This is a genomic window from Brevibacillus formosus, assembly GCF_003013405.1.
GTDB classification, from domain to species: Bacteria; Bacillota; Bacilli; order Brevibacillales; family Brevibacillaceae; genus Brevibacillus; species Brevibacillus formosus.
On record NZ_PXZL01000034.1, the window covers coordinates 50,177 to 75,318 of the forward strand.

Annotated in this window: 19 protein-coding genes; 10 read left to right on the plus strand and 9 right to left on the minus strand. The window is 48.7% G+C overall.

Translation table 11 applies throughout. The features are described from left to right. Positions 1 to 218: 218 nt before the first annotated feature. On the plus strand, positions 219 to 1,499 hold the full coding sequence (locus C7R91_RS25685; RefSeq protein WP_047074168.1) for an MFS transporter: 1,281 nt from the start codon (positions 219 to 221) through the stop codon (positions 1,497 to 1,499). Positions 1,500 to 2,044: 545 nt separating this feature from the next. Here C7R91_RS25685 and C7R91_RS25690 read toward each other — a convergent pair. Next, positions 2,045 to 3,109 (minus strand): CapA family protein, encoded by a 1,065-nt coding sequence (locus tag C7R91_RS25690; protein WP_047074171.1) that lies wholly within the window; start codon positions 3,107 to 3,109, stop codon positions 2,045 to 2,047. A gap of 238 nt (positions 3,110 to 3,347) precedes the next feature. On the opposite strand from C7R91_RS25690, the gene C7R91_RS25695 reads away from it, so the two are divergent. Then, positions 3,348 to 5,942 carry a winged helix-turn-helix domain-containing protein gene (locus C7R91_RS25695; RefSeq protein WP_047074173.1) on the plus strand — a complete coding sequence of 865 codons (2,595 nt, stop codon included), beginning with the start codon at positions 3,348 to 3,350 and terminating at the stop codon, positions 5,940 to 5,942. A 90-nt stretch (positions 5,943 to 6,032) separates the two neighbouring features. On the opposite strand, the gene C7R91_RS25700 is transcribed toward C7R91_RS25695, so the two are convergent. Further along, positions 6,033 to 6,803 (minus strand): 3-hydroxyacyl-CoA dehydrogenase, encoded by a 771-nt coding sequence (locus tag C7R91_RS25700; RefSeq protein WP_047074174.1) that lies wholly within the window; start codon positions 6,801 to 6,803, stop codon positions 6,033 to 6,035. 273 nt (positions 6,804 to 7,076) lie between these two features. Between C7R91_RS25700 and C7R91_RS25705 the strand changes: the two genes are divergently transcribed. Continuing rightward, complete coding sequence (locus tag C7R91_RS25705) at positions 7,077 to 8,165, plus strand: DUF418 domain-containing protein (protein WP_047074176.1); 1,089 nt, start codon at positions 7,077 to 7,079, stop codon at positions 8,163 to 8,165. 76 nt (positions 8,166 to 8,241) lie between these two features. Further along, entirely contained in the window at positions 8,242 to 8,715 is a 474-nt protein-coding gene (locus C7R91_RS25710) for a GNAT family N-acetyltransferase (RefSeq protein ID WP_047074177.1), read from the plus strand. Between the two features lie 58 nt (positions 8,716 to 8,773). Here C7R91_RS25710 and C7R91_RS25715 read toward each other — a convergent pair whose 3' ends face one another. The 7 genes from C7R91_RS25715 to adhP form a co-directional block, all read right to left on the minus strand. Continuing rightward, positions 8,774 to 9,772 carry a tripartite tricarboxylate transporter substrate binding protein gene (locus C7R91_RS25715; protein WP_236697976.1) on the minus strand — a complete coding sequence of 333 codons (999 nt, stop codon included), beginning with the start codon at positions 9,770 to 9,772 and terminating at the stop codon, positions 8,774 to 8,776. A gap of 12 nt (positions 9,773 to 9,784) precedes the next feature. Further along, positions 9,785 to 11,311 (minus strand): tripartite tricarboxylate transporter permease, encoded by a 1,527-nt coding sequence (locus C7R91_RS25720; RefSeq protein ID WP_083995233.1) that lies wholly within the window; start codon positions 11,309 to 11,311, stop codon positions 9,785 to 9,787. Between the two features lie 18 nt (positions 11,312 to 11,329). Continuing rightward, positions 11,330 to 11,803: a tripartite tricarboxylate transporter TctB family protein gene (locus tag C7R91_RS25725; RefSeq protein WP_047074180.1), complete on the minus strand. Its 474-nt coding sequence runs from the start codon at positions 11,801 to 11,803 to the stop codon at positions 11,330 to 11,332. A gap of 117 nt (positions 11,804 to 11,920) precedes the next feature. After that, positions 11,921 to 12,160, minus strand: a complete 240-nt coding sequence (locus C7R91_RS25730; RefSeq protein ID WP_047074182.1) for an HD domain-containing protein — start codon at positions 12,158 to 12,160, stop codon at positions 11,921 to 11,923. Positions 12,161 to 12,376: 216 nt separating this feature from the next. Then, positions 12,377 to 12,499 (minus strand): hypothetical protein, encoded by a 123-nt coding sequence (locus C7R91_RS29840; RefSeq protein WP_255322501.1) that lies wholly within the window; start codon positions 12,497 to 12,499, stop codon positions 12,377 to 12,379. A 3-nt stretch (positions 12,500 to 12,502) separates the two neighbouring features. Beyond that, complete coding sequence (locus tag C7R91_RS25735) at positions 12,503 to 13,789, minus strand: helix-turn-helix domain-containing protein (protein ID WP_047074184.1); 1,287 nt, start codon at positions 13,787 to 13,789, stop codon at positions 12,503 to 12,505. Positions 13,790 to 14,298: 509 nt separating this feature from the next. Then, on the minus strand, positions 14,299 to 15,312 hold the full coding sequence (adhP, locus tag C7R91_RS25745; protein WP_047074185.1) for an alcohol dehydrogenase AdhP: 1,014 nt from the start codon (positions 15,310 to 15,312) through the stop codon (positions 14,299 to 14,301). A gap of 259 nt (positions 15,313 to 15,571) precedes the next feature. Here adhP and C7R91_RS25755 point away from each other — a divergent pair, with 259 nt between their 5' ends. The 6 genes from C7R91_RS25755 to C7R91_RS25780 all read left to right on the plus strand — a co-directional run bounded on the left by C7R91_RS25755 (position 15,572) and on the right by C7R91_RS25780 (position 25,116). Further along, complete coding sequence (locus tag C7R91_RS25755) at positions 15,572 to 16,720, plus strand: iron-containing alcohol dehydrogenase (protein ID WP_047074189.1); 1,149 nt, start codon at positions 15,572 to 15,574, stop codon at positions 16,718 to 16,720. Between the two features lie 10 nt (positions 16,721 to 16,730). Then, positions 16,731 to 18,008 (plus strand): ATP-binding protein, encoded by a 1,278-nt coding sequence (locus tag C7R91_RS25760; RefSeq protein WP_106786237.1) that lies wholly within the window; start codon positions 16,731 to 16,733, stop codon positions 18,006 to 18,008. 10 nt (positions 18,009 to 18,018) lie between these two features. Beyond that, positions 18,019 to 19,455 (plus strand): sigma-54-dependent transcriptional regulator, encoded by a 1,437-nt coding sequence (locus C7R91_RS25765; RefSeq protein WP_047074192.1) that lies wholly within the window; start codon positions 18,019 to 18,021, stop codon positions 19,453 to 19,455. Positions 19,456 to 19,490: 35 nt separating this feature from the next. Next, the gene (locus C7R91_RS25770; protein ID WP_047074193.1) at positions 19,491 to 20,726 is read left to right on the plus strand and encodes a benzoate/H(+) symporter BenE family transporter; all 1,236 of its coding nucleotides are present in this window, start codon (positions 19,491 to 19,493) and stop codon (positions 20,724 to 20,726) included. A 236-nt stretch (positions 20,727 to 20,962) separates the two neighbouring features. Then, positions 20,963 to 21,457 carry a YhcN/YlaJ family sporulation lipoprotein gene (locus C7R91_RS25775; RefSeq protein ID WP_047074195.1) on the plus strand — a complete coding sequence of 165 codons (495 nt, stop codon included), beginning with the start codon at positions 20,963 to 20,965 and terminating at the stop codon, positions 21,455 to 21,457. Positions 21,458 to 21,624: 167 nt separating this feature from the next. Continuing rightward, positions 21,625 to 25,116 (plus strand): BadF/BadG/BcrA/BcrD ATPase family protein, encoded by a 3,492-nt coding sequence (locus C7R91_RS25780; RefSeq protein ID WP_047074196.1) that lies wholly within the window; start codon positions 21,625 to 21,627, stop codon positions 25,114 to 25,116. Positions 25,117 to 25,142: the final 26 nt, after the last annotated feature.

Sequence of the window (25,142 nt, forward strand, 5' to 3'; positions counted from 1 at the left end):
TATATTTATTGAATAAAAAGGGTAGATTAAGTGAAGTTCAAATATTTTAACGATACTGGCAGAACCGAGGTGTAATTGTATGGCATTATAAACGAAAAAAGCAGACATAGGCCTGCATAACAAAATAAATCATCCAACATTTGCGATAATGAAAGCGCAAGATCTTGAAACGTAAGTTCCCCTATACTAAAAATGTGACGAAGAATGGGGGAACGAGCATGAGTAACAAGGTGGAAGGATTGTTAACTAACACAGATTTTCGCAGGCTCTGGATTGGGCAAACTGCATCACAGTTTGGGACTCAGGTTGCATTATTAGGAATGCCATTAGTGGCAGCTCTCTATTTAGGGGCCAGTCCCATGCAAATGGGGTTGCTTGGTTTTGCCGAGTATGCGCCATTTATCATTTTCGGTTTGCTGGCTGGTGTATGGATAGACAGATTTCCCCGGCGACCAATTCTTGTCGCCGCTAACTTTTTCAGGGGTGCATTACTGCTCATTGTGCCTCTGACAGCCTTAACTGGATTCCTGAATATGACAGTTCTATATTTGATAGCCTTCATAGTGGGTATCTGTACTGTCTTTTTTGATGTTGCCTATACATCCTTTTTGCCTTCCATTGTGAGCAAGGAGCAGCTTGTTGATGGGAATAGCAAACTAGAGACAAGTAAATCTACCGCACAAATTGCTGGGCCGGGTTTATCAGGTGGACTGGAACAGTTAATCACCGCTCCTTTTGCAATATTGTTCACGTCGGTATCCTTTTTTGTATCCGCTGTGTATATAGCCCGGATTCGCAAGTTGGAGACAGTCGTGACAGATGCGAAAAAACAAAAAAACATGTGGCTGGAAATTAAAGAAGGGCTGCATACGGTTTACACAAAACCGTTGTTGTGGGGAGTGGTGCGCTGCTCAACAGTCTTTAACCTTTCCTGGAATGTTATTTTTAGTGTTTATGTTCTATATGCATCGCAAGAACTCAAAATCAGTGCGAACATTCTTGGCATCATTTATGGAACGCTAGGAGTAGGGTACTTATTTGGCTCTCTGCTTGCCCAAAGGGCTGTACGTCGTTTTGGAGTAGGTCCAACAATAGTGGGTTCCGCTACGATAGCAGCAAGTGGCGGTTTGCTTGCTCCATTAGCAGTAGGATCAGAATTAAGTATTGCGTTGATTATGATGCTCGGACAGCTTCTTTTCGGAATGGGTGTCTCAATGTTTAGCATTAGTACCATCAGTTTACGTCAAGTAATTGTACCCGATGCCCTGCAAGGTCGCGTGAATGCTACATTTCGATTTATCTCGTGGGGTTCTTTACCGCTTGGTTCGTTAATTGGAGGAATGATAGGGGGGGCAATGGGTTTGCGGTTCGCTTTATTTGCGGGTGGCATTGGATTGTTAGCTTCGGCTTGTACATTATTGTTTACCCCATTTTTACAACTACGTATGAAATCATTTCATGAATTAACATTGGAAAAAGATGTGTCTATAAAGAGCTAAGGAGTGCCTTAAGCAGTATTAAACTAACGGGTATCACTAGTTCAACAAATTCGAAATACGGATTAATCCCTCCCCAACATAGTGAAGCTAATAGAAATTAGCCTTGGGAGGGGGTTTGTTTTATGAAAATGACTGATATCTGGACGTTGTATGAGGCCGATAACGCATGCTGGGTTTTAGTCCGCAAACTTTGAAAGCGTGTTCCCTTCAGTTTAAGGTACTGATTCGCGAAATTGGCAATAAACTTATTTCAGAAGTACCATAAACGACCTTCACGTTTTAGACAGAGGTAAAAACTGGCTCATGGTCATTTAAATCACAGGAAATCCCTTCATTCAACAAAAATGAATTTCCAAATATGAAATGTAGCTCGTACGTATTTAGCATGTGGTCTTTAGCTTTCAGAATAAAGAACTAAGAAAACTTTATTTTTGGAGTCTAATTAGCGCATTCGGATATTTTGGTAAGAAAATAGAAAAAGACAGGCAAATGCCTGTCTTAGTTAATGTTTGGTTTCACACGCAGAGAAATGATGCGGCGACTCGCTATTGAGGCTTAGACTCGGTTACTTCCCCTTTTTCGGATATGCTCGCCCCATAGGAAATGCGGTTGAGCTTGTCGATGATCCTCTGTTTGTTTTTCTCGTCCATCGGAGCAGGCTGACCGTTCGTGAGCTTTACCGGGATCACGCGGCTCTTGCTCCCGTCTTTTGTAAATGTTAGTTGGACCATCATGGCTTCGCGACCTTTCGGATTGCGCGAGGTGGTAAACACAAAATTTCCTACGCTGTAATAGATCGGCGCCTTTTTATAAAACTCAACGCCCATAATCGAATGGCTGTGCGACCCGACTATTGCATCCACACCGCTGTCGATCAGCTTTTTCGCCATCTCACGCGCATAAGGTTCTGGGTAATCCTTATATTCCTGATTCCAGTGCATGACCGCAATCGTAATGTCTGACTCCGCCACTGCCTTTTTTACATGGGACAGCATCGGCTCGTACGAGTAGGCATGTGCGAGACCTGGCTTGTTTTTTCGCGCATACCAACGCTCATTAGGAAGGACACGGCTGATCCCGATGACTGCCACGCGTTTTCCCTTGATCGTTTGGATGTAGGGAGCGAATGCTTCTTCCTCGTTTTTCCCTGCCCCTACGTAACCGATCTTCGCCTTTTTCAAATGCACCATCGTGTCAGAGAGCGCGTCTGGTCCATAATCCAGCGAGTGATTATTTGCCAGGTTGACCACGTCGAAGCCCGCGTTCACGAGCCCCTTCAATGACTCTGGCTTCGCACGATAGGTATATTCCTTTTTTTCCGGACGCCCCCGCGTGCTGACGGGTGTCTCTAGATTGCCAATCGTCAGATCTGCCTGCTTGAGAAAATCCGCTGTTTTTTGAAACGGATAATCTACGCCGTGACGCCCGATCTGATTCCCAACGCTCTTATCCAAAATCATATCCCCGACAAATGCAACCTGAATAGAATCCTGCTCTTGCACATCCTCTTCGCTGTTCGCCTGGACGGCGCCAGATTCCGTTCCCATCGCAATACAGAGCATCACGGCAGCTACCACGATTACGGCGTGTTTCCATCGTCCAATTTTCATGCCTCTTTCGCCCACTTCTCTTTTTTGCTTCCATTCTAGAAGCCGCGGGATGTGAAGCCTGTTGAAGCATGTCTGGCTTCCGTGGAAATTTCTCGCCGAAAAGTGACGGGCATGCAAAAGATGGCGGTTTGGGTCCTGCTCCTCGAGTCAAAATATTCCTTCCTTTTCCAAATGTCGATTTTTGCCGATAACCAGTATAATGGACACGTAAGATTCTAATACATAGGACGGTACAAACATGCTCCATCATTCCATTATGCTGAAAACCAAAACAGCAATGCCCGCCGTTCGGTCAAATAGCGTTCATAGGAGCCGACTGCTGCAAAAAATGGACGCTGGTCTGCAATGCCGACTAACTACACTATACGCCCCAGCCGGTTATGGAAAAACAACCTTGCTCAGTCAATGGGCTCATCAATACGGCGGTTCCACCGTATGGCTCTCACTCGATGAGATGGATAATGACCTGATTCGCTTTTGGAGATACATCGTATTTACGCTGTCTGAATCTGACTTCACTGAACTCTCCGAGCGAATGGAACCCGCCATGAAGGCAACCAGTCATACCTCGATCTTTACCTTCATCGATTGTCTGCTCAATGAACTCGCTGCTACGACACAGCCTCTTGCTATCATTCTCGATGATTATCACGTGATCTCGGATGAGACGATTCACAACAGTCTTGCTTATTTTTTGGAATATGTCCCGAGTCACGTCCATCTGTACATCGCCAGTCGCAATTCGTTGCCTTTTTCTACTGTCAAATGGAACGTACGCCATGAAGTATGTCACATTGAGGCGGGACAATTTCTTTTCAGTCAACAAGAGACGGACAGCTTTTACCGGCAGGTTCACGATTTGCCACTGACCGAAACGCAAATTGAACAACTGGTGAAAAGTACGGAGGGCTGGGTCGCCGGCTTGCAGCTCGCAGCCATTTCACTGGTGAATACGGAGAATCACGATCAATTTTTTGCCGGATTTAGTGGCTCTCATCGCAATATTTCGGAGTATTTGTTTCATGAAGTGATCATGCGACTTCCGGAAGAGGAGCGCAGCTTCTTGCTCAAAACCTCTGTGCTGGCGAGAATGGACGCTCACGTGTGCCACGCTCTCACCGGCCTGCCCCAGTGCCAACAAATGCTGACCCACTTGCACCGCCAAAACATTTTCTTAATCCCACTGGATGATTACGGGACGTGGTATCGGTACCATCACTTGTTTGCCGATTTTTTGCGCAGTCAATTGGAGCAGACAACTCCCGGTGAAGCACGTGAGCTGCACCGACTAGCCAGTGAGAGCTATGCGGAGCGTGGAATGATGGACGAAGCGATCGATCATGCGATTGCCGCTGCCGATTACACGCTGGCTGCAAGCTTCCTTGCCCAACATATTCCGGTATTGCTCCAACGCGGCGAGTTTTCCAGCTTTCTCAGAACGCTGGACAGCATCCCTGATCACGCGAACCATTTCTCACCACTTTTTCGCCTGCTCTATGTGTTCCTCTTGGTTGCTTGCGGTTATACGGACCGGGCAGAGCTCGCCCTCACCCAATTGGAGCAAAGCGCTGTGAGCCTAGAAGACTCGACGGAGCATCAACAGTTTTTGAGCGGGCTGTTTTTTGTGCGGGCGAATCTAGTGTTTGCAACCGGAGATTTTGAGAGCTGGATTGCCAGTTCATCACAGTTAAGTGGTGAGCTGCCAGAGAGCCCGTTATTTTACCATTTTAATTACAACACGACTGAGCCCTTTATTCGGCGTACGCGATTCGGGTTAAAAGGGATGCTGTCCGATCAGACAGAGGCTGTTGGCAAGCAGTTCTCCGGCATACTCGAAGCACATGGCTGGAAGGATTCCTTGATCAATCTGTATGTCGTTCAGGCATTGGCGGAGGGGCTGTATGAGGAAAACAGGCTGGAAGAAAGCCTCGATCATCTTCAGCGAGTTCGTTTGGTCGCACTGCAAAAGAAAATCCCAGGCCTGCTCGTCCCCTATGCGTTGACATACTCCAAGCACAAGCTAGTGGAGGGGAATTTTGCTGCGGCACGAAAAATCATTTCAGAGGCACGGGAAACAGTCGCAGGCTGGGGTGTCTCGTATTGGTTAAACCCATTACAAGCATTTCTCGCACACATCGCGATCCAGGAAGGGGACATCGCTTTGGCGAAAACGGAGTTGTCCAAGCTTCCCCCTTCCATATTGAATCAGCCTAGCATTCAGAGAGAATTAGAGGTTTTGACCTATGTCCGTTTGCTGCTCGCCCAGCAGCAGGAACAGGAAGCCTTGCGTATTTTAACGCTCCTAAAGCCATCCAGTATTCGCGAGGAGCTGTTGATCAGTCAGGTAGACATCGCCATTCTGCAAGCGCTTGCCCACCAGCAGTCCGGCAACAAAAAGGAAGCGCTGGCTTTCCTCCACGAAGCCCTCTTGATTGGAGGAAACAACTGCTACGTCCGTAGCTTTCTGGACGAAGGAACGGCGATGTCTCACCTCTTGCACGATTACCAGCTGCGCTTGAAAAAACGGTCCCAACAACCAGGTCCGTCCGTATCGGCTGCGCATGTCAATCAACTGCTATCCCTTTTCCCTAAGAAAATAGAGAAAAGAAAAGCTCCTTTGATCGAGCCGCTAACCGGAAAAGAAATGATCATCCTTTCCATGCTGGCCAAAGGAGCATCCAACAAGATGATTGCCGATGAGCTAGGGAATACACTCGGGACGGTCAAGGTGTATTTGCATCGGATATATGGCAAGCTCGGTGTCACCAATCGCACACAGGCTCTTCTGAAAGCCCAAGAAATTTCGCTGCTGGAAAATAGCCCTGTTGATTAACGGAACTTTTCGATATGTTCTTGCATTTGCATACTCCATTAGATCATCATGTCGGAGTGCTTCAGGCGAAGTGCAGCAGATCGCCTTCAATTATTTCGGTCCCATCCTGATTGCCCCATCCAGCCGGATCGTTTCTCCATTCAACATCGGATTGGTGATGATGCTGTTCACGAGCATCGCGTATTCTTGCGGATCACCCATGCGAGCGGGAAAAGGAACAGTCGCACCCAACGCAGCTTTTTCAGAGCGCGGGAGCTGATCGAACATCGGCGTGTCAAATAGGCCCGGAGCAATCGCCATCACGCGTATGCCATACCAAGCCAGATCTCTTGCTAGCGGCAGGGTCATGCTTACAATTCCGCCTTTGGAGGCGCTGTAGGCAACCTGCCCCACCTGCCCTTCAAAAGCTGCCACCGATGCGGTATTGATGATAACACCCCGCTCCCCCTGTTGGTTCGGCTCGTTTCCTGCCATTTGCTCCACTGCCAACCGAATGACATTAAAAGTACCGATCAGATTGACTGAAATGACTTTGCTGAAGGATTCCAGTGGATGTGGCCCGCTTCGCGACAGCGTTTTTTGTGCCAAACTGATGCCCGCACAGTTAACCACGGCGTGAATCGTACCGAATGTGCCAGCAGCCTGATCGATTGCCTCTCGTACGCTCACCTCACTCATGACATCCGTATGCACGAACAAAGCATTCTCGCGCCCCAGCTCATTCGCCAGCGCTTGCCCCTTCTCTACCGTTAAATCAAGAATGGCTACTCTTCCCCCGTGTTGAACTACATTCCTCACAGCGGCTTCTCCCAAACCGGAAGCACCACCCGTTACAATGGCAACCACTTCCCGCATATCCAAGCCATTCTCTCCCTTCCTCTGCAATTGCATCCGCATTCAGAAAAAAGCTCTGCAAGTTGGATACCAACCGAGTTCCCCCTCGTCGTACGTGGTTTTTACAAGTGACAAGCAGTCTGCACCTTCTCAAATCCAGACAGGTGTGAGACATCTGTGTCCGGGCAAAGGACAGTTGTGCTTCTCCATCTCCAACATTTTAGTGCTTGCTATTTACAATCTAACCCATTATATTTTACTTACCGGTAAGTAAATAAAAGTGGAGAGGAAAAAACCCGGATGAAAGTGTCTTCTACCAGAGTCATTGGTCTCGATTTTGCGAGGGCGTGGGCCATGCTGGGCATGATGATCGTCAATTACGTCGTCATCTTGAACGCAGAACATAACGGACCTGACTGGCTCATTGCTTTATCCAGTTTGTTTCAAGGCAGAGCATCTACCGTATTTGTTGTTTTAGCGGGAATTGGCATTGCGTTTATGACAAAAAAAGCGAGGATCTCAGGCGACTCGACCCTCTTGCAGACTAGCCGCCGCGTCCTTTGGAACCGCTCCTTGTTTTTATTTGTGACCGGGATGTTGCTTTATCTCGGCGGTTGGAGCGGTGACATCCTGCATTACTACGGTGTCTATATGCTCATCGCCTCTTTCCTCCTCGTCGTATCTGGAAAAACGCTTCTTCTCGCATTTAGCGGCATCCTGCTCACAGCTCAAACGCTACAGTTGTCGCTCAACTATTTGCAAGGGTGGGACCCGAGGCAACTATTTATCGAGTACCTTGATTTTTGGACAGTCGAAGGATTCTTGCGCAACCTGCTGTACAACGGTTATCACCCGGTATTTCCATGGATGTGCTTTTTCCTTCTCGGCTTATGGCTGGGTCGACGAAACCTGCTCGATCGATCTGTACGCAAAAAAATGTTGGGCTGGGCAACTGCCCTGTTCGTCAGCTTGGAAGTTTTATCATATGGGTTGATCAAGCTCTCTATTCCGATCGTCGGAAGCGAGATGGCCCTATTTTTATGGGGAACGAAACCAGTTCCACCCAACCTGTTTTATGTGCTGTCCAGCTCAAGCACCGCTGTCATCATCATCCTTCTGTGCGTCAGCTTTGCGGAAAAATTCGCAAGCAGCTGGTTTACGCAGACATGGGTAAAAACCGGACAGCTGACACTGACACACTACGTCAGCCATATTATTATCGGGCTCGGATTCCTCGCCTTCACTGGCAGGCTTGAAAATCAAACCCTCGCTTTTGCGATGCTCTACGCCGTAGGATTCTTCCTCTTTTCCATTGTGCTCACGCTTATATGGAGACGTTGGTTCGAGCGAGGACCGTTGGAAAGCTTCATGAGAAAAATAAGTGGGTAACCAATCTGTGGGTTCATCCGTCTGCTATATAGGAGAATTTTACTAATCATTAGTCAGACGAACTGGAGATGATCTCATGAGTCCTATGGTTTTTTTCAAAAAGGCTGTCCCCGCGAACGCAGAGCAACTCACCCAAATTGCTATTCGCTGCTTCGCAGAAGACGTCCAAAAGTACGGAGAGGGCCCTGCCGGACATGACCAGCCTGACCAGCATATTTTGTTCATGCAAAAGGCCCATTACTATACGATCTTGCTGGATGACCAGATCGTCGGCGGTTTTTGCCTCATTCCAGTCGATCATGAGCATTTGGAGCTGGGGATCATCTATGTCGATCCTGATAAGCAAAACTTGCGTATCGGCAGCCAAACCATGCAGTTCATGGAGGCCGCGTATCCACACATCAAGAAGTGGACGCTTGATACTGGCTATGAAGCCGTACGCAACCAACACTTTTACGAGAAATGCGGTTACAAAAAGGTCGGCGAGACTGAACCGAACGCAGCGAATGGTTTTTATAAATTCAGGTACGAAAAACGGATACCTAAATAGATAGATGGAAAAGGGGAGAACAGCTACAGGCCATTCTCCCTTTTTTCTTTCGTCACTCTTATTTTCGAATGCCCTTCTTGGTCGCCAATTCCAAGTAGTACGTCGTTTCTGTCTGTGTTTCCTTCGTAAATGCTTCACTTGCCGCATATGCCGGCTCCACTTGGATTTCACTCAGCTTTTGCAAAAAGGCTGGGTCCTTTTCCATTTTGGCAATCGCTTCTTCCCATTTGCGGATAACCGACTCCGGCGTTCCTTTGGCAAAAGACACTCCCGTCCACCAGAAAACCGACAAGCCTTGAATCCCTTGCTCCTCCGCAGTCGGGACGTCAGGGAGGAAGGGACTTCGCGTGTCACCAGATACGGCGAGGATTTTGACCTTGCCCGCTTGCAGCATCGGCATGATCTCTCCCACTGTATGCACCGCTAAAACTGCGTGCCCTCCAGCGACTTTCGGGACAGAATCGGAGGCGCCTTTCGTCACGATCATTCTCGTCTTGGCGAAGTCAGCTCCAATCACATCCAGCCACTCTGCTACCCCAAAAGCGGAAAAGCCTGCTGGGCCTACAGAAGTCCATGTTAACTGCTCTGGATTCGCGCGCACCCACGCGGAAAATTCAGCGAAGTCTTTCCAAGGCGCATCGGCTTTAACGGCAAAAGCAAGCGTGCCTTTGCCAATCCTAGCTGTATAGACCTGATCCTCGTTTGTAATCGGCGGTGTTTTCATGCCAGCAGCGAGCATCGTGGTATTGGATACATTGACAGCAAGAGCTGTGTAGCCATCGTTTTTCGCTTGCTTTAGAGCATACTCCGCTCCTACCGCCCCACCACCTCCCGCCTTGTTGACGACGACGATGGGCTGCCCCCATTCCTTGCTCAAATAATCTGCTGCCGCTCTGGCTACGAGATCGACCCCGCCCCCGGCAGAATACGGCACGATATACTCCACCTGCTTCGATGGATAGGCCGACTCGGCTGTACCTTGATTTCCACATGCGCTGACGGCTACCCCCAAAAGCAGTGACATCATGACAGCCGCCCATTGTTTATACCCTTTCAATGATTATCCTCCCTACGCGACATCTACTCCCCGATCTCGCTCTTCTTTCAACCGTTGTTGTGTCCGGCGGTTCAGCATCATAGAGATGATCAAGAGTGCTCCTGCTGCCAGCAATATGGTCAATGATAGCGGCCGAAACAAAACAATGCTGAGATCACCCGATCCCATCGCCATCGTTTGAATAAATGATTCTTCCAGAAGAGGTCCCAGAATGAAGCATAACACCAGCGGAACAACGGGCCATTTATATTTGGAAAAAACATACCCAAGTCCACCAAACAAAAACGCTACCCACACATCAAACATACTGTTCCGGACACTGTATGCCCCAATCGTGCAGAACATCAAGATGATCGGAGCCATGATGCCATATGGCACCCTCGTCAATTTGACCCACACCCAGACCATCGGGAGGTTCAGCACGAGAAGCATCGCATTCCCCACAAACATCGAGGCGATGACCGTCCAGACAAAGCTCGCATTTTGTTCAAACAAAACAGGGCCCGGCGTCAATCCGTAGATCATCAAGCCTGCCAACAAAATCGCCAGTGGCGGTGAGGATGGAATCCCGAGCGAAAAAAGCGGGATGAAGCCCGCACTGCTCGTCGCATTATTCGCTGCTTCTGGTGCCGCCACCCCTTCGATCGTTCCCTGACCAAACTTTTCGGGATGCTTCGATAGTTTTTTCTCCATATCGTACGCCAAAAACGACGTGATCGCAGCCGAACAGCCCGGCAGCAATCCAAGAAAAAAGCCGACAATCCCGCCTCTTAACATGGGCCCGGCACTTGCTCTCAGGTCTTCCTTTTTCGGGTAGACGCTGCCTGGCTTGCCAATCAGGGTGGCTGTGCGTTTTTCATCAATCCCTTTGAGTACTTCCGTAATCGCAAACAATCCGATAATAATGCTAATCATGTCAAAGCCGCCGACCAACGCGGGGACGCCGTAATCAAAGCGCGGCATTCCTGAGGACGGTCCCAGCCCAACTAAAGCAAGCGTATAGCCGAACGCCCCCATCAAAAACGATTTGACCAATGATCCTCCTGATAGACTGACCATCAGCGTGAGAGCCAAAATCATCAGCGCAAAATATTCAGGCGGTCCGAATTTTAGCGCTTGATCTGCCAGAATCGGAGCGAAAAATACAAGACCGATGACCCCCAGTACCCCTGCACCAAACGAAGCCACTGCGGATATCCCCAATGCCGGCCCACCTCTCCCTTTTTTCGCGAGCGGATAGCCATCCAGACACGTGGGAACTGATGATAGCTCCCCCGGGATATTGAGCAGAATCGCTGTCGTCGAGCCACCGTACATGGCACCGTAATATATACCTGCCAGCATGATCATCCCTTGTGTCGGCTCCAGTACGGCTGTCACCGGAAGCAGAATCGCGATGGCAGAGGTGGGACCGAGGCCGGGCAATACACCTACAAAAGTGCCAATAAGAGCGCCGAGTGCTGCCATGAGCAAATGCTCCGGCGTAAGGGCTGAAGCAAAGCCAGCCAGTAGTAATTGGAACGTCTCGATGATCAGCACCTCCTTATCATGCTTGCTCTAAAACAAATCTCCTCCAGGCAGCGTGATATGCAGCGAGTAGATGAACACCACATACAGCCCCCCTGTCAAAAGGACGGAGTACACGATCGACGTACGCCACCGATAGCTGCCGATCAGTATAAAAAATGCAAAGGAGACAAATAGCGTAGCCATTGTGTAGCCGATCGCGCCGAGCAGCCAGACATACAGCAACAGGAATAAAAAGCAAAGCAGCAGGCGCAGCCTTTTCCCAGGAAAAAGCGGTCCGGGATTTGGCGAAGAGGCTTCCTCAGTCACACGAAATGATTGGATTAGCAGCACACCTCCGAGCATGAAAAACAATAAGCCGAGAATCGCAGGCAGCGTGTGATCCCCTACGTACAAGGATGTCGAAAATGCCTCCAAACGATAGGCCTCGAATGATATGACGACTCCAAGGAACATACTTAGAAGGGCACCGATAAAATCTGGCTGATTATCCGGGGGTCTCATGTGTATCACCTCAGCAAAAAAGCTACCAACAGCCTATGGCATATGCGCCCATTGTGTGCGAAAGCATGAAAAAACTACCATAGCCAGTCCGTACGGGACACAGCATATGGTAGTCATTTAGATTTCGATTTGGTTGCTCAGACGAATAATGGCATGAGCCACTTTCGCTTCATACGTCTCATTGCTTTCAAGCTCGCTCCAAAGCTCTTTGATATCGCCGTTCGAAACATCGTAGATCATGAGCATTTTCAAAAGCTTCTCCATATTGGCTTGATTGCGGATCAAATGAGGCTCCATCCGCTTAACCACCATCCGTAATTTTTGCGAATCGACCATCGTCGTCGTCACCATCTGCATCCGCTACCCCCACACCAATTATAACTATATATAACTAGTTATAATTAATTATAACAAATTACTCAAGTAAAAGTTGTCTTCCGACTTCTGTACAGCTTTGGATTTCTTCGTGCATGAAACATTTTGTACGAATAAGAAATGCCCTCCAATTGGAGGGCATTGATTGTATGGTTCAGTATGTTGCTTATGTTTCTACTGTCAGAGAATAAAAGATGATTACCAAGGCTCCGGCCAGCCATATTGTATAAATAGATTAGATTGCTTGGCTGGTTGTTCTACTAAAACTGGCATTGTAATGAAGGCGGTTAACATACACAAAGACAATATCCATTTCTTCATGACCTATACCTCCTGTTTGGATCTATGATTACTACTTCCATTATACACGTTTACCAATTTATGGAGTATACCAACAGGAAGATTTTTTTTCTGTGACACATAGAATTCAAAAAGAACACTAAGACTCTTATCTGCTTGTTTTATCTCATTGATTGCCCGATAATAATTCACGCTCTCCACAAGACTATCGATTCCCAGGTCTACTTCGTTTTTTTGAATGTAAAAGATGCCCTTCGTTCGGAAATACAGTCCCATTTGATTGTATTGATTCGGAGTAGTTAAATTCTCTGGCAAAATCGATGCTTCTGCCAAAAATAGTTCACGAATTTTCTTTTCTTCCCCTACCTGGAGATAAATCTCCAACAAATCATTCGCGATCACAATTTTGTCATCCTGTGCTTGTTGCGCAAGACACTCTTGTAATACCGGAATGGCTTTATCAAATTTCCCCGTCTTTCCGTATAGTTTCCCCCGAATATGTCTTGCATGTTTATGCACCTCGGGATAATCGAACATTTCGTATCTCTCCAGATAAAAATGTCCCAATGTATAGTCTTCCAGCTCAAAATAGGAAATGATGATCGCAAGGATCGCTGCTGCTTTTTGCTCACTCTGACTATGATCGATTTCAAGCCCTTGTTTACACAAATGAATGCAATCTGAATAGAATCCTAGACGCAATGCATGGAAGGAAAATTTGTAGTAGGCCAAAATTCGCTCATTGATATGCAGATAGGATGTATAGTGTAATAGCTCCTTACCCTCTACATAGGTTTGATCTAGCTGGCTTAGATTTTCTCGTCGAATCATGTATCGTTGGAAAAGCGATCTTGCCAGATACAAAGGAATTCCATTCTCACGTGAGTAGTCACAGATCACGTCATAAAGAGCCAAGCGCAGTTCTTCATTCGCTTCCGTTCCGGCGGTTTGATACAGATAGTCTAAAGAAAGAAACGTATTGCTTTTGGGACAATTTAGCAATTGCAAAGCGACTTTGTTGGTAAGTACTACATTCTTCTCTTGCATCACAGCCTCTAATAGAGTCCGAAGTGTCGCTTCGCGCTTAATTTTATGTAAATAGGGTACGATCGCTGTATAGAGTGGAATATCTAGTTCTTTTGCCAGTTTCATAACATGCTGCATGTTTGGTAAAGTAAATGCATCGGATTCTATCTTACTAATGGTTCCAGAAGCTACACCTGTTCTTTCTGATAACTCAGTCAGTGTTAAGTTTGCTCTATTTCGATATACTCGTAATATGCCCCCAAAGGTCTTTCCCTCTGAAATCACAGCAAATACACCCTCCTGATGATTCCTTTTTATGGATATGATAGCACAATAAACCACGAATGATATAATCGATTTGAATCATTTTTTAAATAGATTACACTTTTTACTGATTCAGTGTTACTACCATTATGCAGACAGCTTTTCTTGGCATTCAAGTCATTGCTCTAATCATATCAGGATTTTTCTGTCTATCGGATTTCAAAGTGAAGAAGTGGGAGGAAGAAGCGAACTTCCAGTCCAAGCGCTTCTGGAGCCCGGCCCGGCTTAGGAAGAAATGGCGGAGAATTTAAGCTTCACTTATGAATTACCTCATCGAAATTTCTACGTTTGAAGCGCTCCCGCTATTTCTTCCTGAGCGGACAGTCTCCCCGCCTTGCAGGGCGTAGGCCGAAGCGTAGACTGGAAATTCGCTTCTTCCCCCCACTGAGCTCCTTTTATAAAAAGAAAGCTGTCGTCAGGACAATGCTTAAGAAAAGCATAGCCTGACAACAGCTTCACCTATCCTTCCATTACTCCATCGTCAAAACAACCCGACCATTGATTTGACCTTTTTCCAAACGCTCCAATACATCGTTGATCTGATCCAGCGGCTGCGTCTCGATGATCGCGCGAACCTTGCCACGTGCCGCAAAATCAAGTGCTTCTTGCATATCCTTGCGCGTCCCCACGATGGAGCCTTTCACCGTCACGCCATTCAACACCGTGTCAAAAATCGGAATCGGCAGCTCTGCATTCGGCAAGCCAACAACGACGAGAGAGCCGCCGCGTCGAACGGATTTGTACGCTTGTTCAAACGCCTTCTTGGTAACTGCCACGCTGATCGCCCCGTGGACACCGCCCACCTGCTCTTGAATGGCTTGTACCGGATCAACCTCACTGCCGTTTACTGTCACATCTGCCCCAAGTTCTTTGGCCAAGTCCAGCTTTTCTTTGTGAATATCGACCGCTACGACGTTGTAGCCCATCGCCTTGGCATATTGGAGAGCCACATGCCCCAAGCCGCCGATGCCGTAGATCGCTACCCATTCACCCGGCTTCACGTTTGCTACCTTCAATGCTTTATACGTGGTTACCCCAGCGCACAGGATCGGCGCTGCTTCCACATCGCCCAGCTCATCAGGAATCCGCGCGACATAAGCAGCAGGTGCCACGCAATATTCGGCATAAGCACCGTCTGCGGAATAGCCCCCGTTTAACTGCTGCAAGCACAGTGTCTCCCAGCCTGTCAGGCAGTAGTCGCATTCGCCGCAAGCGGAGAAGAGCCACGGAATGCCTACCCGATCACCAATTTTCAGCGAGGTAACACCTTCCCCGAGCTTTTCGACAACACCTACGCCCTCATGTCCAGGAATCAAAGGCAGCTTTGGCTTTACAGGCCAATCTCCGTGTGCCGCATGCAGGTCCGTATGGCAGACACCACACGTCTTGATTTTTACCAGAACCTCACCGTGTCCGACCTCTGGAATGGCGACTTCCTTTACTTCCAGCTTTTGATGGAACTCGTTGACTACTGCTGCTTTCATCTTGACCTTCCTCCTCTTTTATCCCCTTCAGGCATGTGCGCAAAGGGCAGGTGTTCTTCCTGCCTCCTACTAATTGCAAGCAGTATGCCAAAATGAAAACGCTTTAAAAACGAGTCATTATGCGGCTTCTTTTCTTCCACGCAGCCGATATTGCGGCACATGAGCCGAAAAAACGGCCCACTTGCCAACCTTTTGTCCAAAAAAGGGTATTCCTCCCTGCCTGCGGTATTACTACGTAGTGGAAAAAGGGGGCGAACGCATGCAAATATCCAAGTTCATGACGCCGGAAATTATTTTTGGGAATCAGTCTCTCGGACAGGTAGGGGAAAGCTTGCGGAGATTGGGAGCTTCTCGCGTCTTTCTTGTCAGTGATCCGGGGGTGGCAAGCGCAGGCTGGGTCGAGCGGATCATCTCTTACTTGCAGCAGCAAAAGCTCGACTACCATCTATGGACCAACGTGACGGCCAATCCAAAAGATTACGAGATTCATGCCGGGATTGCTGAATATCGCGCCAAGGAATGCAATGCTATTCTCGGTGTTGGCGGAGGCAGTGCCATCGATGCAGCAAAGGCAATTGCACTGTTGGCTACCAACGAGGGCAGCATCGTCCAATACGAAGGCGTCGATAATATCCAGCATCCTCTTCCTCCCATGGTGATGGTACCGACGACAGCCGGCTCCGGTTCGGAGGTTTCGCAATTTTCCATTATTGTAGACAGTGCACGCAAGGTGAAAATGGCGATTATCTCCAAATCACTCATACCCGATATCGCCATCATCGACCCGCAAACCTTGATGACCAAGGACAAGCTGCTTACTGCCAATACAGGCATAGATGTACTGACACATGCCATTGAATCGTATATTTCGCTCGCCGCGACGCCGCTGACCGAGGTGCATTCGCTGCAAGCCATGCGTCTCATCGCCCAGCATTTGCGCCCCTCTGTCGCCAGTCAATACAATACAGAGGCCAAGCAAGCAATGGCCATGGCAAGTCTTCAAGCCGGAATCGCTTTTTCCAACGCCATACTCGGTGCTGTGCATGCCATGTCCCATCAGCTTGGGGGATTCCTTGACGCTCCGCATGGCGAGGTGAATGCCATCCTGCTCCCCCATGTACTCGAATACAACTACATCGCCGCACCGGAAAAGTACAGGCAAATCGCTGAATGCCTCGGTGAAAACACGGCGGGCTTAAGCACACATGCCGCCTCTCGTCTCACACTCAAAGCGGTTAAGGAGCTGGTAAGCGATCTGGAGGTGCCTCAATCGTTGTCGGACATCGGAGTGCATCCGGAGCAAATCGACCTGCTCAGTTCTCTCGCTGTCCTGGACGTGTGCATGACGACCAATCCTCGCGACATGACCGTCCACGATGTCGCGACGTTGTTTCGCCAAGCCTTGTAGGAGGTTTACCATGCATACCAAACAAGAGATTCTAGAAAAATTGACCGGGATTCAATCTTCGCGAAAAAGCTATTACAGCGAGCTCGTCTATCTGATCGAGGAGATGAAAAAGAAAAACAAGCAGCTCGCCGTCATTAACCAGCTGACACAAATCCAGATCAACGCCACCTGGCAACAGACAACTAGTTATATCGCCGCACAGCTCTCGCAAATTCTCGTGTTCGAGCATTTTGCCCTGACCATTGTGAAGGGGGGCATGCTCTCCTCGTATCTCGCCACGTGGAATGACGGAGATTGGCAATGCCATACGCTGACACAGACTGTTTCAGTGGAAGCGCCTGTGCTCACCGGGCAGGTTCATCTTACCCTTGCCGAAGTGCTGCCAGAGCATCACGCCACCTCTGTTCCACTGCGCAGCCAATTGAATCAGACCTTTGGTTTTCTGACACTCTTACGCCAAACAAAGCAGCCAGTCGATCGGGACGAAACCGAATTGATCCAGCTTGTCGCCAGCCATGTCGGTGTCGTCGTAGAAAACAGCCTGCTTTTTCAAGACGTGAGTGAAAAAATCAAAATCGAAGCCCAACTGATTCAATCTGCAAAAATGGCGGCGATTGGCGAGATGGCTGCCGGCATCGCCCATGAGCTAAACAGTCCGCTCACGGCCATCCTGGGAAACTCTCAATTGCTCATGCGCGAGATGACAGATGCAGATGCACCAGCGGCTCCTTTGATGAAAGACATCTATCAATGCGGGGTGCGCTGCAAAAAGATCATTCAAAACCTGCTCACTTTCTCTCGGCAGGAAGAGTACTTGTTTTCCACTACCTCTATTGACGAGGTCGTAGAGGACGTACTGGGGCTGATTGGCTACCAGCTGTCTGTTTCCGGCTTGACCATAACCCGGGAAATGTCTGAGCCTCCCCTGCTGTTTCATGGAAGTCGTCATCAAATCGAGCAAATTGTGATCAATCTCCTGTTAAATGCACGGGACGCTGTGGCAGGCAGGGAATCTCCACGCATCGTCATCCGTTCCTTCCTCGTACAAGAGGACAATAGCTCTTACGTAGGCTTATCCGTTTACGATAACGGCACAGGGATTTGTGCAGAGCAGCTTTCGCAGATTTTTCAGCCCTTCTTCTCGACGAAGGAACGAACAAAAGGGACTGGTCTCGGACTTTCCGTCAGTCTTGGAATTGCAGAAGCACACGGCGGGAAGCTGTTTGCCGAAAGCGTGGAGGGAGAGTACAGCAAGTTTACGATGCTTTTGCCACTGTTAGCTGACTAGGAGGACAACGATGGAGAAAAAACGGATTTTGATCGTGGATGATGAAACAGAAGTGACTACCTTTTTCACCTATTTCCTCAAGAAAAAAGGCTGCGATATCGTCGTCGCCAATTCTGGCAAGGACGTGGAACGGCTGCTTCATACGGATACTACCGGCTTTCATGCTGCACTCGTGGACCTAAAGCTGCCAGATGCCGACGGATTGACGCTGCTCAAACAGATCAAGGCCGTGTTTCCCGCCTGCGAAGTTTTGATCATGACGGGCTACAGTACGATTAAATCGGCTGTGACAGCGATGCAATGGGGAGCGCGCGATTACTTAGAGAAGCCGTTCGACGACCTGAGCAGTCTGGAGCAGGTCATCGACGCGGTGCTCTCCTCTTCCAGCAAACACAGCGATCACCTATCCCAAGAAGCCGCCCAATATGGTATCGTGTATTCATCTGACAGTCCGATGGCCAATGTGACCGCAATTGCCAAAAAATTAGCAAAAAAGGCGATCCACGTGCTTATTGAGGGCGAAACGGGTACCGGCAAGGAGCTGATGGCCCGTTTTCTCCACGGAGCAAGCAATCGCGCCCAGCAGCCTTTTGTCGCTTTTAACTGCGGGGCCGTGCCGGAATCCTTGCTGGAAAGTGAGTTGTTCGGCTATGAAAAGGGCGCTTTTACCGGAGCGCTCAAATCCCGCAAAGGCTTATTCGAGCTGGCACATAACGGAACGCTGTTTCTCGACGAGATCGGGGAGGCTCCCCCTTCTATCCAAGTGAAGCTCTTGCGGACACTAGAGACGGGAGAGTTCATGCGCGTCGGTGGCGAGCAGATCGGTCAGAGCAATATTCGCTTTATTTCTGCTACCAACCGCGATCTGGAGCATGAAGTCGAAATGAATCGTTTCCGCAGTGACCTCTTGTATCGTCTGGAAGGGATCAAGCTGTCGATTCCGCCTCTTCGCGAACGGATTCAGGATATTCCCACAATCGCGCACTACTACTTGCAAAAGCGCAGTGGAGGGCCATGTGAAATCGAGCAGGATGCCATCGAGCTCTTGCAGCGCTACGATTGGCCAGGCAATGTCCGACAACTGATCAACGTACTGAATCAAACCATCGCGTTGCACGAATGCGAACGACTGCGTGCCGAGCATTTGCCAGCGAATTTGCGGAGCCGCACGGTACAAGTGAATCCACCCACTGTCCCCAAACGGATCGAGCAGGCCATCGATCACGAGTGCGAACGCTTTGTCGATACGATCAGTCGACTTGTCACCTCTGTAGACGGGATCGACTTCGATTATTTGATCAAGCGGGTTAAACAGCTCGAAGGCGAGATCGGGCGAACGATTATCGCAAAAGGCTTGACCGAAACGAATGGAAACAGGCAGCTTTTAAGCAAAAAATTAAACATCACCAAACGGACGATTCGCTACATTTTGAACGAAAAAGCATAACGTCTGCATTGGCGCATCTAGGAGGCATTTACGTCGTGGTTCCCGAAAAACCTTTCTCGACCCTGAAAAAAATCCCTGCTGACTTCTCTCTATCTGCCGTTATTGTTGGACTCATCGCCACGATGGTCTCCTATGCGGGCCCATTGCTGATCGTCTTTCAAGCTGCCAAGGGTGCAGGACTCAGCGATGCTGTCCTCGCCTCTTGGATTTGGGCCATCTCGATTGGGAGCGGCTTAACATGTATTGTGCTCAGCATCTGGTTTCGCACCCCGGTAATCACGGCTTGGTCGACGCCGGGGGCAGTCCTTTTGGTCACCAGTTTGACAGTATACTCCTTCCCCGACGCGATTGGCGCGTATATTTTTTCAGCCGTGGTCATTACACTCGTCGGCGTTTCCGGTTTGTTTTCCGTCTTGATGAAATACGTCCCGCAGTCGATTACGACCGCCATGCTCGCGGGGATTCTTCTGTCTTTTGGCGTAGAAGTCTTTGTTTCCATGCAGCACCTGCCTGCATTGGCTCTGCCGATGATCTTTTGCTATTTATTCGCAAAACGCTGGTCTCCGCGGTATGCCGTCGTGCTTACGCTTTTCGTCGGCTTGGGTGTCGCCTTTCTTTTGGGGCATTTGCAAATGGACAATGTTCAGATGTCCCTTGTCCAGCCTGTCTTTACGATGCCGACGTTTTCTCTCGATGCGATCATCGGCTTGGGGATTCCATTGTGCATCGTCGCGCTTGCCTCTCAGAATGCCCCAGGAATTAGCGTCTTAAAAGCAGACGGGTACGATACACCTGCTGGACCGCTCGTAACGACTACTGGCATCGCGTCGCTGTTGCTCGCTCCTTTTGGTTCACCGGGAATCAATCTGGCAGCGATTACAGCAGCCATTTGCACAGGAAAAGAAGCTCATCCGGATCATACCAAGCGCTACATTGCCGGGATTGCCTGCGGAGGCTTTTACTTAATCTTCGGGATGTTTGGCGCTACGATGGCTTCTGTATTCGCTACCTTGCCCAAAGAATTGATCGCCGTCATTGCTGGCTTGGCTCTGTTTGCTTCACTCAGTTCCAGCCTCGCACAGGCGATGAGCGAAGCGAAAGAACGGGAATGCGCCTTGGTTACATTTCTCGTCACGATTTCCGGTATTTCCATTGGCGGGATCGGCGCTGCTTTCTGGGGCTTGATTGCGGGGGTAATCACCCATTTGATTTTGAATGGCAATGTGAAAAGCTGGTTTGTGAAAAAGAAGAATACGCAGCCGTTAGCTTAAATATAGGTGTGTTCCAACGATGCATCTATGCTACAAGTTAAACAAGAGCAGGAACCTTAGATGGCTTCCTGCTCTTTTTGTTGTTCGTCCCATCTTTGCTCACCTCCTAACCGTTTCAGTATGCCCTAACCCTCCTCTAAACCGTTCGTATTGAAGTTAATCAATGAATTTGGCGAATGGGATACGAAGCATGAAACATAATAAGGGCATATTGCTGGAAGGAGTGACGCACAAGCATGAAAAGAATTATATGGCTATTCATCATTTCCATAATGATGGCTGGCTGCCTGAACAATAACCAAGGCCAACAACCAGGGGCTCAAACACAGCAAGCCCAAAATCAACAACAAAACCAAAATCAACAGCAAAACCAAGCTCAACCGCAGGATAATTTGGATAATCGCATTCAAATTGCCAATCAGGCGGCCGAAAAGATTGCAAAAATAAACGGTGTGACGCAAGCGAATGTACTGGTTACACAAAGAAATGCCTATGTAGCTGCTGCAGTGAATACTAATCAAGGTAAACTCACCCAAGAGCTGGAAGATCAGATCTCCAAGCAAGTCCGAGCAGCCGATCCAAACATTCAAAATGTGTACGTATCCACCAACCCGGAATTTGTTGATAGCGTCAATCGGTATGTGACAGATGTAGGACAAGGAAGACCCGCTGCTGGCTTTTTTGAGGAATTTAACGAGATGGTCCAACGGGTTTTTCCAAACGCCCGATAACGAATCGGTCTTCACAAATGAATGCTTGCCGGTATTCCTTAACGTACAGGATACCGGCGTTTTTTATATCAATCTCAACACTTTCATTTATCACTGTAACCATGTTGTATATGTTGCTTCCATTATTCGAATAATGTATTTGAAGAATTTGGAGAAGGAATGATGATATGGACAGCACAGATCAATGGTTAGATTCTGTCATTCTCGGCATTGATGTCGGCTCGACAACCGTCAAAGCGACAGTGGTAAACCCGAACAGCAAAGAAATTCTGTGGTCAGATTATCAACGGCACCATACAAAGCAGGCGGAAAAGGTTCTGGAGCTATTGGTTGCCATTGGAAATCAGTTTCCTCACATTCCTCAAAAAAAAATTCGTGTATTTATTACAGGCTCTGGTGCAGGTCCGATTGCTGAGCACATCGGAGCGAAGTTTGTTCAAGAAGTGAATGCCGTCACGATGGCTGTAGAACAACTTCATCCCGATGTAGGGAGTGTCATCGAACTGGGAGGACAGGACGCCAAAATCATTATTTTTAAGGAAAACGAGGAGACAGGCAACAAGCAAGCCCTTACGTCAATGAATGACAAATGCGCATCTGGCACGGGTGCCACGATTGACAAGTGCATGATAAAAGCTGGCATGCCGATGGATGAAGTGGGCCGACTGCATTTTGATGATTCCAAACTGCACCATGTGGCAGCCAAATGCGGTGTGTTTGCGGAAACAGACATTGTCAATCTGGTGAAAAGCGGAATTCCCTCCGCTGAAATTATGTGCTCCCTTGCCGATGCGATTGTGATGCAAAATCTCTCCGTTCTCACCCGCGGCAATACGTTGCGCCACCGTGTCCTTTTACTAGGCGGCCCTAATACATACTTGCCTTTCCTTCAAGAATGCTGGCGAAAACGGATTCCGCAGACCTGGCAAGAGCGCGGATACGAATATCCTCGAAACGTCCCGATAGAAGAACTGATCTTTGTTCCTGACAATTCCCAGTACTACGCCGCTTACGGTGCCGTCATTTACGGAATGCATGAGCCGGCTGGCGTTGGCAATTACACGGGTTTGGAAGGACTGAAGGAATTTATTGCGAACGGTCGGAAGGCAAAACTGGGCGAGAAGGCAGGCCCCCCGCTTATGCGGTCGGAAACAGAACAGGAAGAATTCCGCAGGATGTACAGCATACCCAAATTTACATCTGCGAGCTTCACGCCGGGGCAAAAGGTACGCGCCGTAATCGGTCTCGATGGCGGCTCTACTTCATCCAAAGCGGTTCTCGTCGATGATAGCGGAAACATCTTGCTGAAGGAGTACCAATTATCAAAGGGCAATCCCTTGGAAGATACAAAGGAAATGCTGAAGAGGCTCCGAGACAGGGTGAGTGAGCAAGGAGCCGAATTAGAGATCATCGGCTTCGGGGCCACAGGTTATGCTGCCGATGTTCTGGAAAAAACATTAAGGGCGGATGTCAACATTGTCGAAACCGTTGCTCATATGATGAGTGCTGTCAACCAATTTGGCGATATCGATGTTATTTGCGACATCGGTGGACAAGATATCAAGGTTCTCTTCATGAAAAATGGAGACATCCGCAATTTCAGACTGTCTAACCAATGCTCTGCTGGAAACGGAATGTTGTTGCAAGCGATGGCAGACCAGTTCGGCATTCCCGTTCAAGAATATGCGGATACAGCTTTCCAAGCTGACCTTTCCCCTACCTTCTCATACGGATGTGCCGTTTTCCTCGATGCCGACCGTGTCAATTTCCAAAAGGAAGGCTATTCGAAGGAAGAACTGTTGGCCGGCCTCGCTTTGGTTTTGCCGAAAAACGTTTGGCAATATGTCGTGCAAATCCCTCGCATGTCTGAACTGGGACGCAAGTTCGTTCTGCAAGGGGGAACGCAATATAATCTCGCCGCGGTAAAAGCACAAGTCGATTACATCAAGCAGCGCGTTCCTGATGCAGAAGTTTACGTTCATCCCCATCCAGGAGAAGCGGGAGCAATCGGCGCCGCGATGGAAACGCTGCGTGTAGTCAAGCGCCGCGGCCATTCTACCTTTTTGGGTCTTGAATCAGCGATTAACCTGTCCTATTTGAGCCGTAACGATGAATCTACTCGCTGTACATTCTGCCCGAACCATTGCAGCCGTACGTTTATCGATTCCGAGACGCCGGATGGGCAAACAGCCAGGTATATCTCCGGTTTTAGCTGTGAGAAAGGAACGGTGGAGGACAAGGAAGCCGTGATCCAGCTCACCAAGAAGCGACAAGAGCTGAAGAAGCACTATCCGAATTTGGTGGAATATGAAGCCGTTCGGATGTATCAGCACTTTTACGACCCAGAGCCGCTCCCCGAAACGGATACACTCGTAGAGGATGTTCGGTTCAAACGAAGCTGGTTAGGATGGGGCGGCACGCGGAAGGCTTCCTATCAACGTCCATTCCAACGCTCTGCCCCGGCGGAAATGGAACGAAGAAGCCAGATACGCATCGGGATTCCCCGCGTGCTTAATATTTGGTCCACCGCCCCTTTTTGGCGCACCTACTTCGAAACGCTCGGTGTAGATAAAAACAATATTGTTTTCAGTGACTTTACCAGTGAAGAAATGTGGCAAGAAGGCGGAAAGTACGGTTCCATCGACCCTTGCTACCCGTCTAAGGTGGCGCAAGCCCATATCCACAATTTGCTGTTTAAGCACCATGAGAAAAAGCCGCTCGACTACATTTTTTTCCCATGCATCACCCATATCCCGACGCATCTGCAAAATGTGATGGATTCAGCAAGCTGTCCCATTGTAGCAGGAGCACCTAACGTGATTAAGGCCGCCTTTACTAAAGAAGTCAACTTTTTTGAGACGAGAGGAGTTACCTATCTCGATCCAGCCGTTACCTTCACCGAGCTGAACTTGATGAAAAAACAGTTGTATGAAGCGTTCAAAGACTTTTTGCAAATGACAGAGGATGAAAGCGATTTTGCCGTGCAGCAGGGCTGGATCGCGATGAATCTGTTTGATGCCGAGATGCAGGAAAGAGGAAAAATGATCCTCGAGCAGGTGGAAGCGGATAATCGGCTCGCGATTCTGATGATCGGCCGTCCCTATCATTCCGATCCTGGCATGAATCATGGCGTTTTGGAAGAGTTTCAAGTATTGGGTTATCCGATTCTCTCCATGCGCTCCATTCCGAAAGATGAAGAGTGGCTGCACCGCTTTTTCCAAGACGATCTGGAGAGCGGACGTGTGGAGTATGCATTAGAGGTCAGTGATGTGTGGCCGGAAAACTTCAGTTCCAATTCTGTGCAAAAAGTATGGGCATCCAAATTTGCCGCCCGTCATCCCAATGTGGCCGTACTTGACTTATCCAGCTTTAAATGCGGACATGATGCGCCTACCTACGGACTCATTGACTCGATCATTTCGACTGCAGGGACGCCTTACTCCGCCTTGCACGATATTGATGCCAACAAGCCAAGCGGGTCGATCAAAATTCGCGTAAAAACCTATGCCCATAGCTTGGGACTCCATGAAGAACGCTTGCATGATCTGGCCCAGAAAAAAGCGGAACTGCAACTGCGTTTAGAACAGAAGCGACTGGAGCTTTCCAGCTTGCAAACGGACTCCTACGAGCAAAAAAACCTTTCTCAGACGGGCAACTAAACGTCCAGAAAAAAGGAGCGACAGCC

Coding starts and splice junctions, on each gene's coding strand:
- C7R91_RS25685 (WP_047074168.1), top strand. CDS start 219: ATGAGTAACAAGGTGGAAGGATTGTTAACTAACACAGATTTTCGCAGG.
- C7R91_RS25690 (WP_047074171.1), bottom strand. CDS start 3,109: ATGAAAATTGGACGATGGAAACACGCCGTAATCGTGGTAGCTGCCGTG.
- C7R91_RS25695 (WP_047074173.1), top strand. CDS start 3,348: ATGCTCCATCATTCCATTATGCTGAAAACCAAAACAGCAATGCCCGCC.
- C7R91_RS25705 (WP_047074176.1), top strand. CDS start 7,077: ATGAAAGTGTCTTCTACCAGAGTCATTGGTCTCGATTTTGCGAGGGCG.
- C7R91_RS25710 (WP_047074177.1), top strand. CDS start 8,242: ATGAGTCCTATGGTTTTTTTCAAAAAGGCTGTCCCCGCGAACGCAGAG.
- C7R91_RS25725 (WP_047074180.1), bottom strand. CDS start 11,803: ATGAGACCCCCGGATAATCAGCCAGATTTTATCGGTGCCCTTCTAAGT.
- C7R91_RS25730 (WP_047074182.1), bottom strand. CDS start 12,160: ATGCAGATGGTGACGACGACGATGGTCGATTCGCAAAAATTACGGATG.
- C7R91_RS29840 (WP_255322501.1), bottom strand. CDS start 12,499: ATGAAGAAATGGATATTGTCTTTGTGTATGTTAACCGCCTTCATTACA.
- adhP (WP_047074185.1), bottom strand. CDS start 15,312: ATGAAAGCAGCAGTAGTCAACGAGTTCCATCAAAAGCTGGAAGTAAAG.
- C7R91_RS25755 (WP_047074189.1), top strand. CDS start 15,572: ATGCAAATATCCAAGTTCATGACGCCGGAAATTATTTTTGGGAATCAG.
- C7R91_RS25760 (WP_106786237.1), top strand. CDS start 16,731: ATGCATACCAAACAAGAGATTCTAGAAAAATTGACCGGGATTCAATCT.
- C7R91_RS25765 (WP_047074192.1), top strand. CDS start 18,019: ATGGAGAAAAAACGGATTTTGATCGTGGATGATGAAACAGAAGTGACT.
- C7R91_RS25775 (WP_047074195.1), top strand. CDS start 20,963: ATGAAAAGAATTATATGGCTATTCATCATTTCCATAATGATGGCTGGC.
- C7R91_RS25780 (WP_047074196.1), top strand. CDS start 21,625: ATGGACAGCACAGATCAATGGTTAGATTCTGTCATTCTCGGCATTGAT.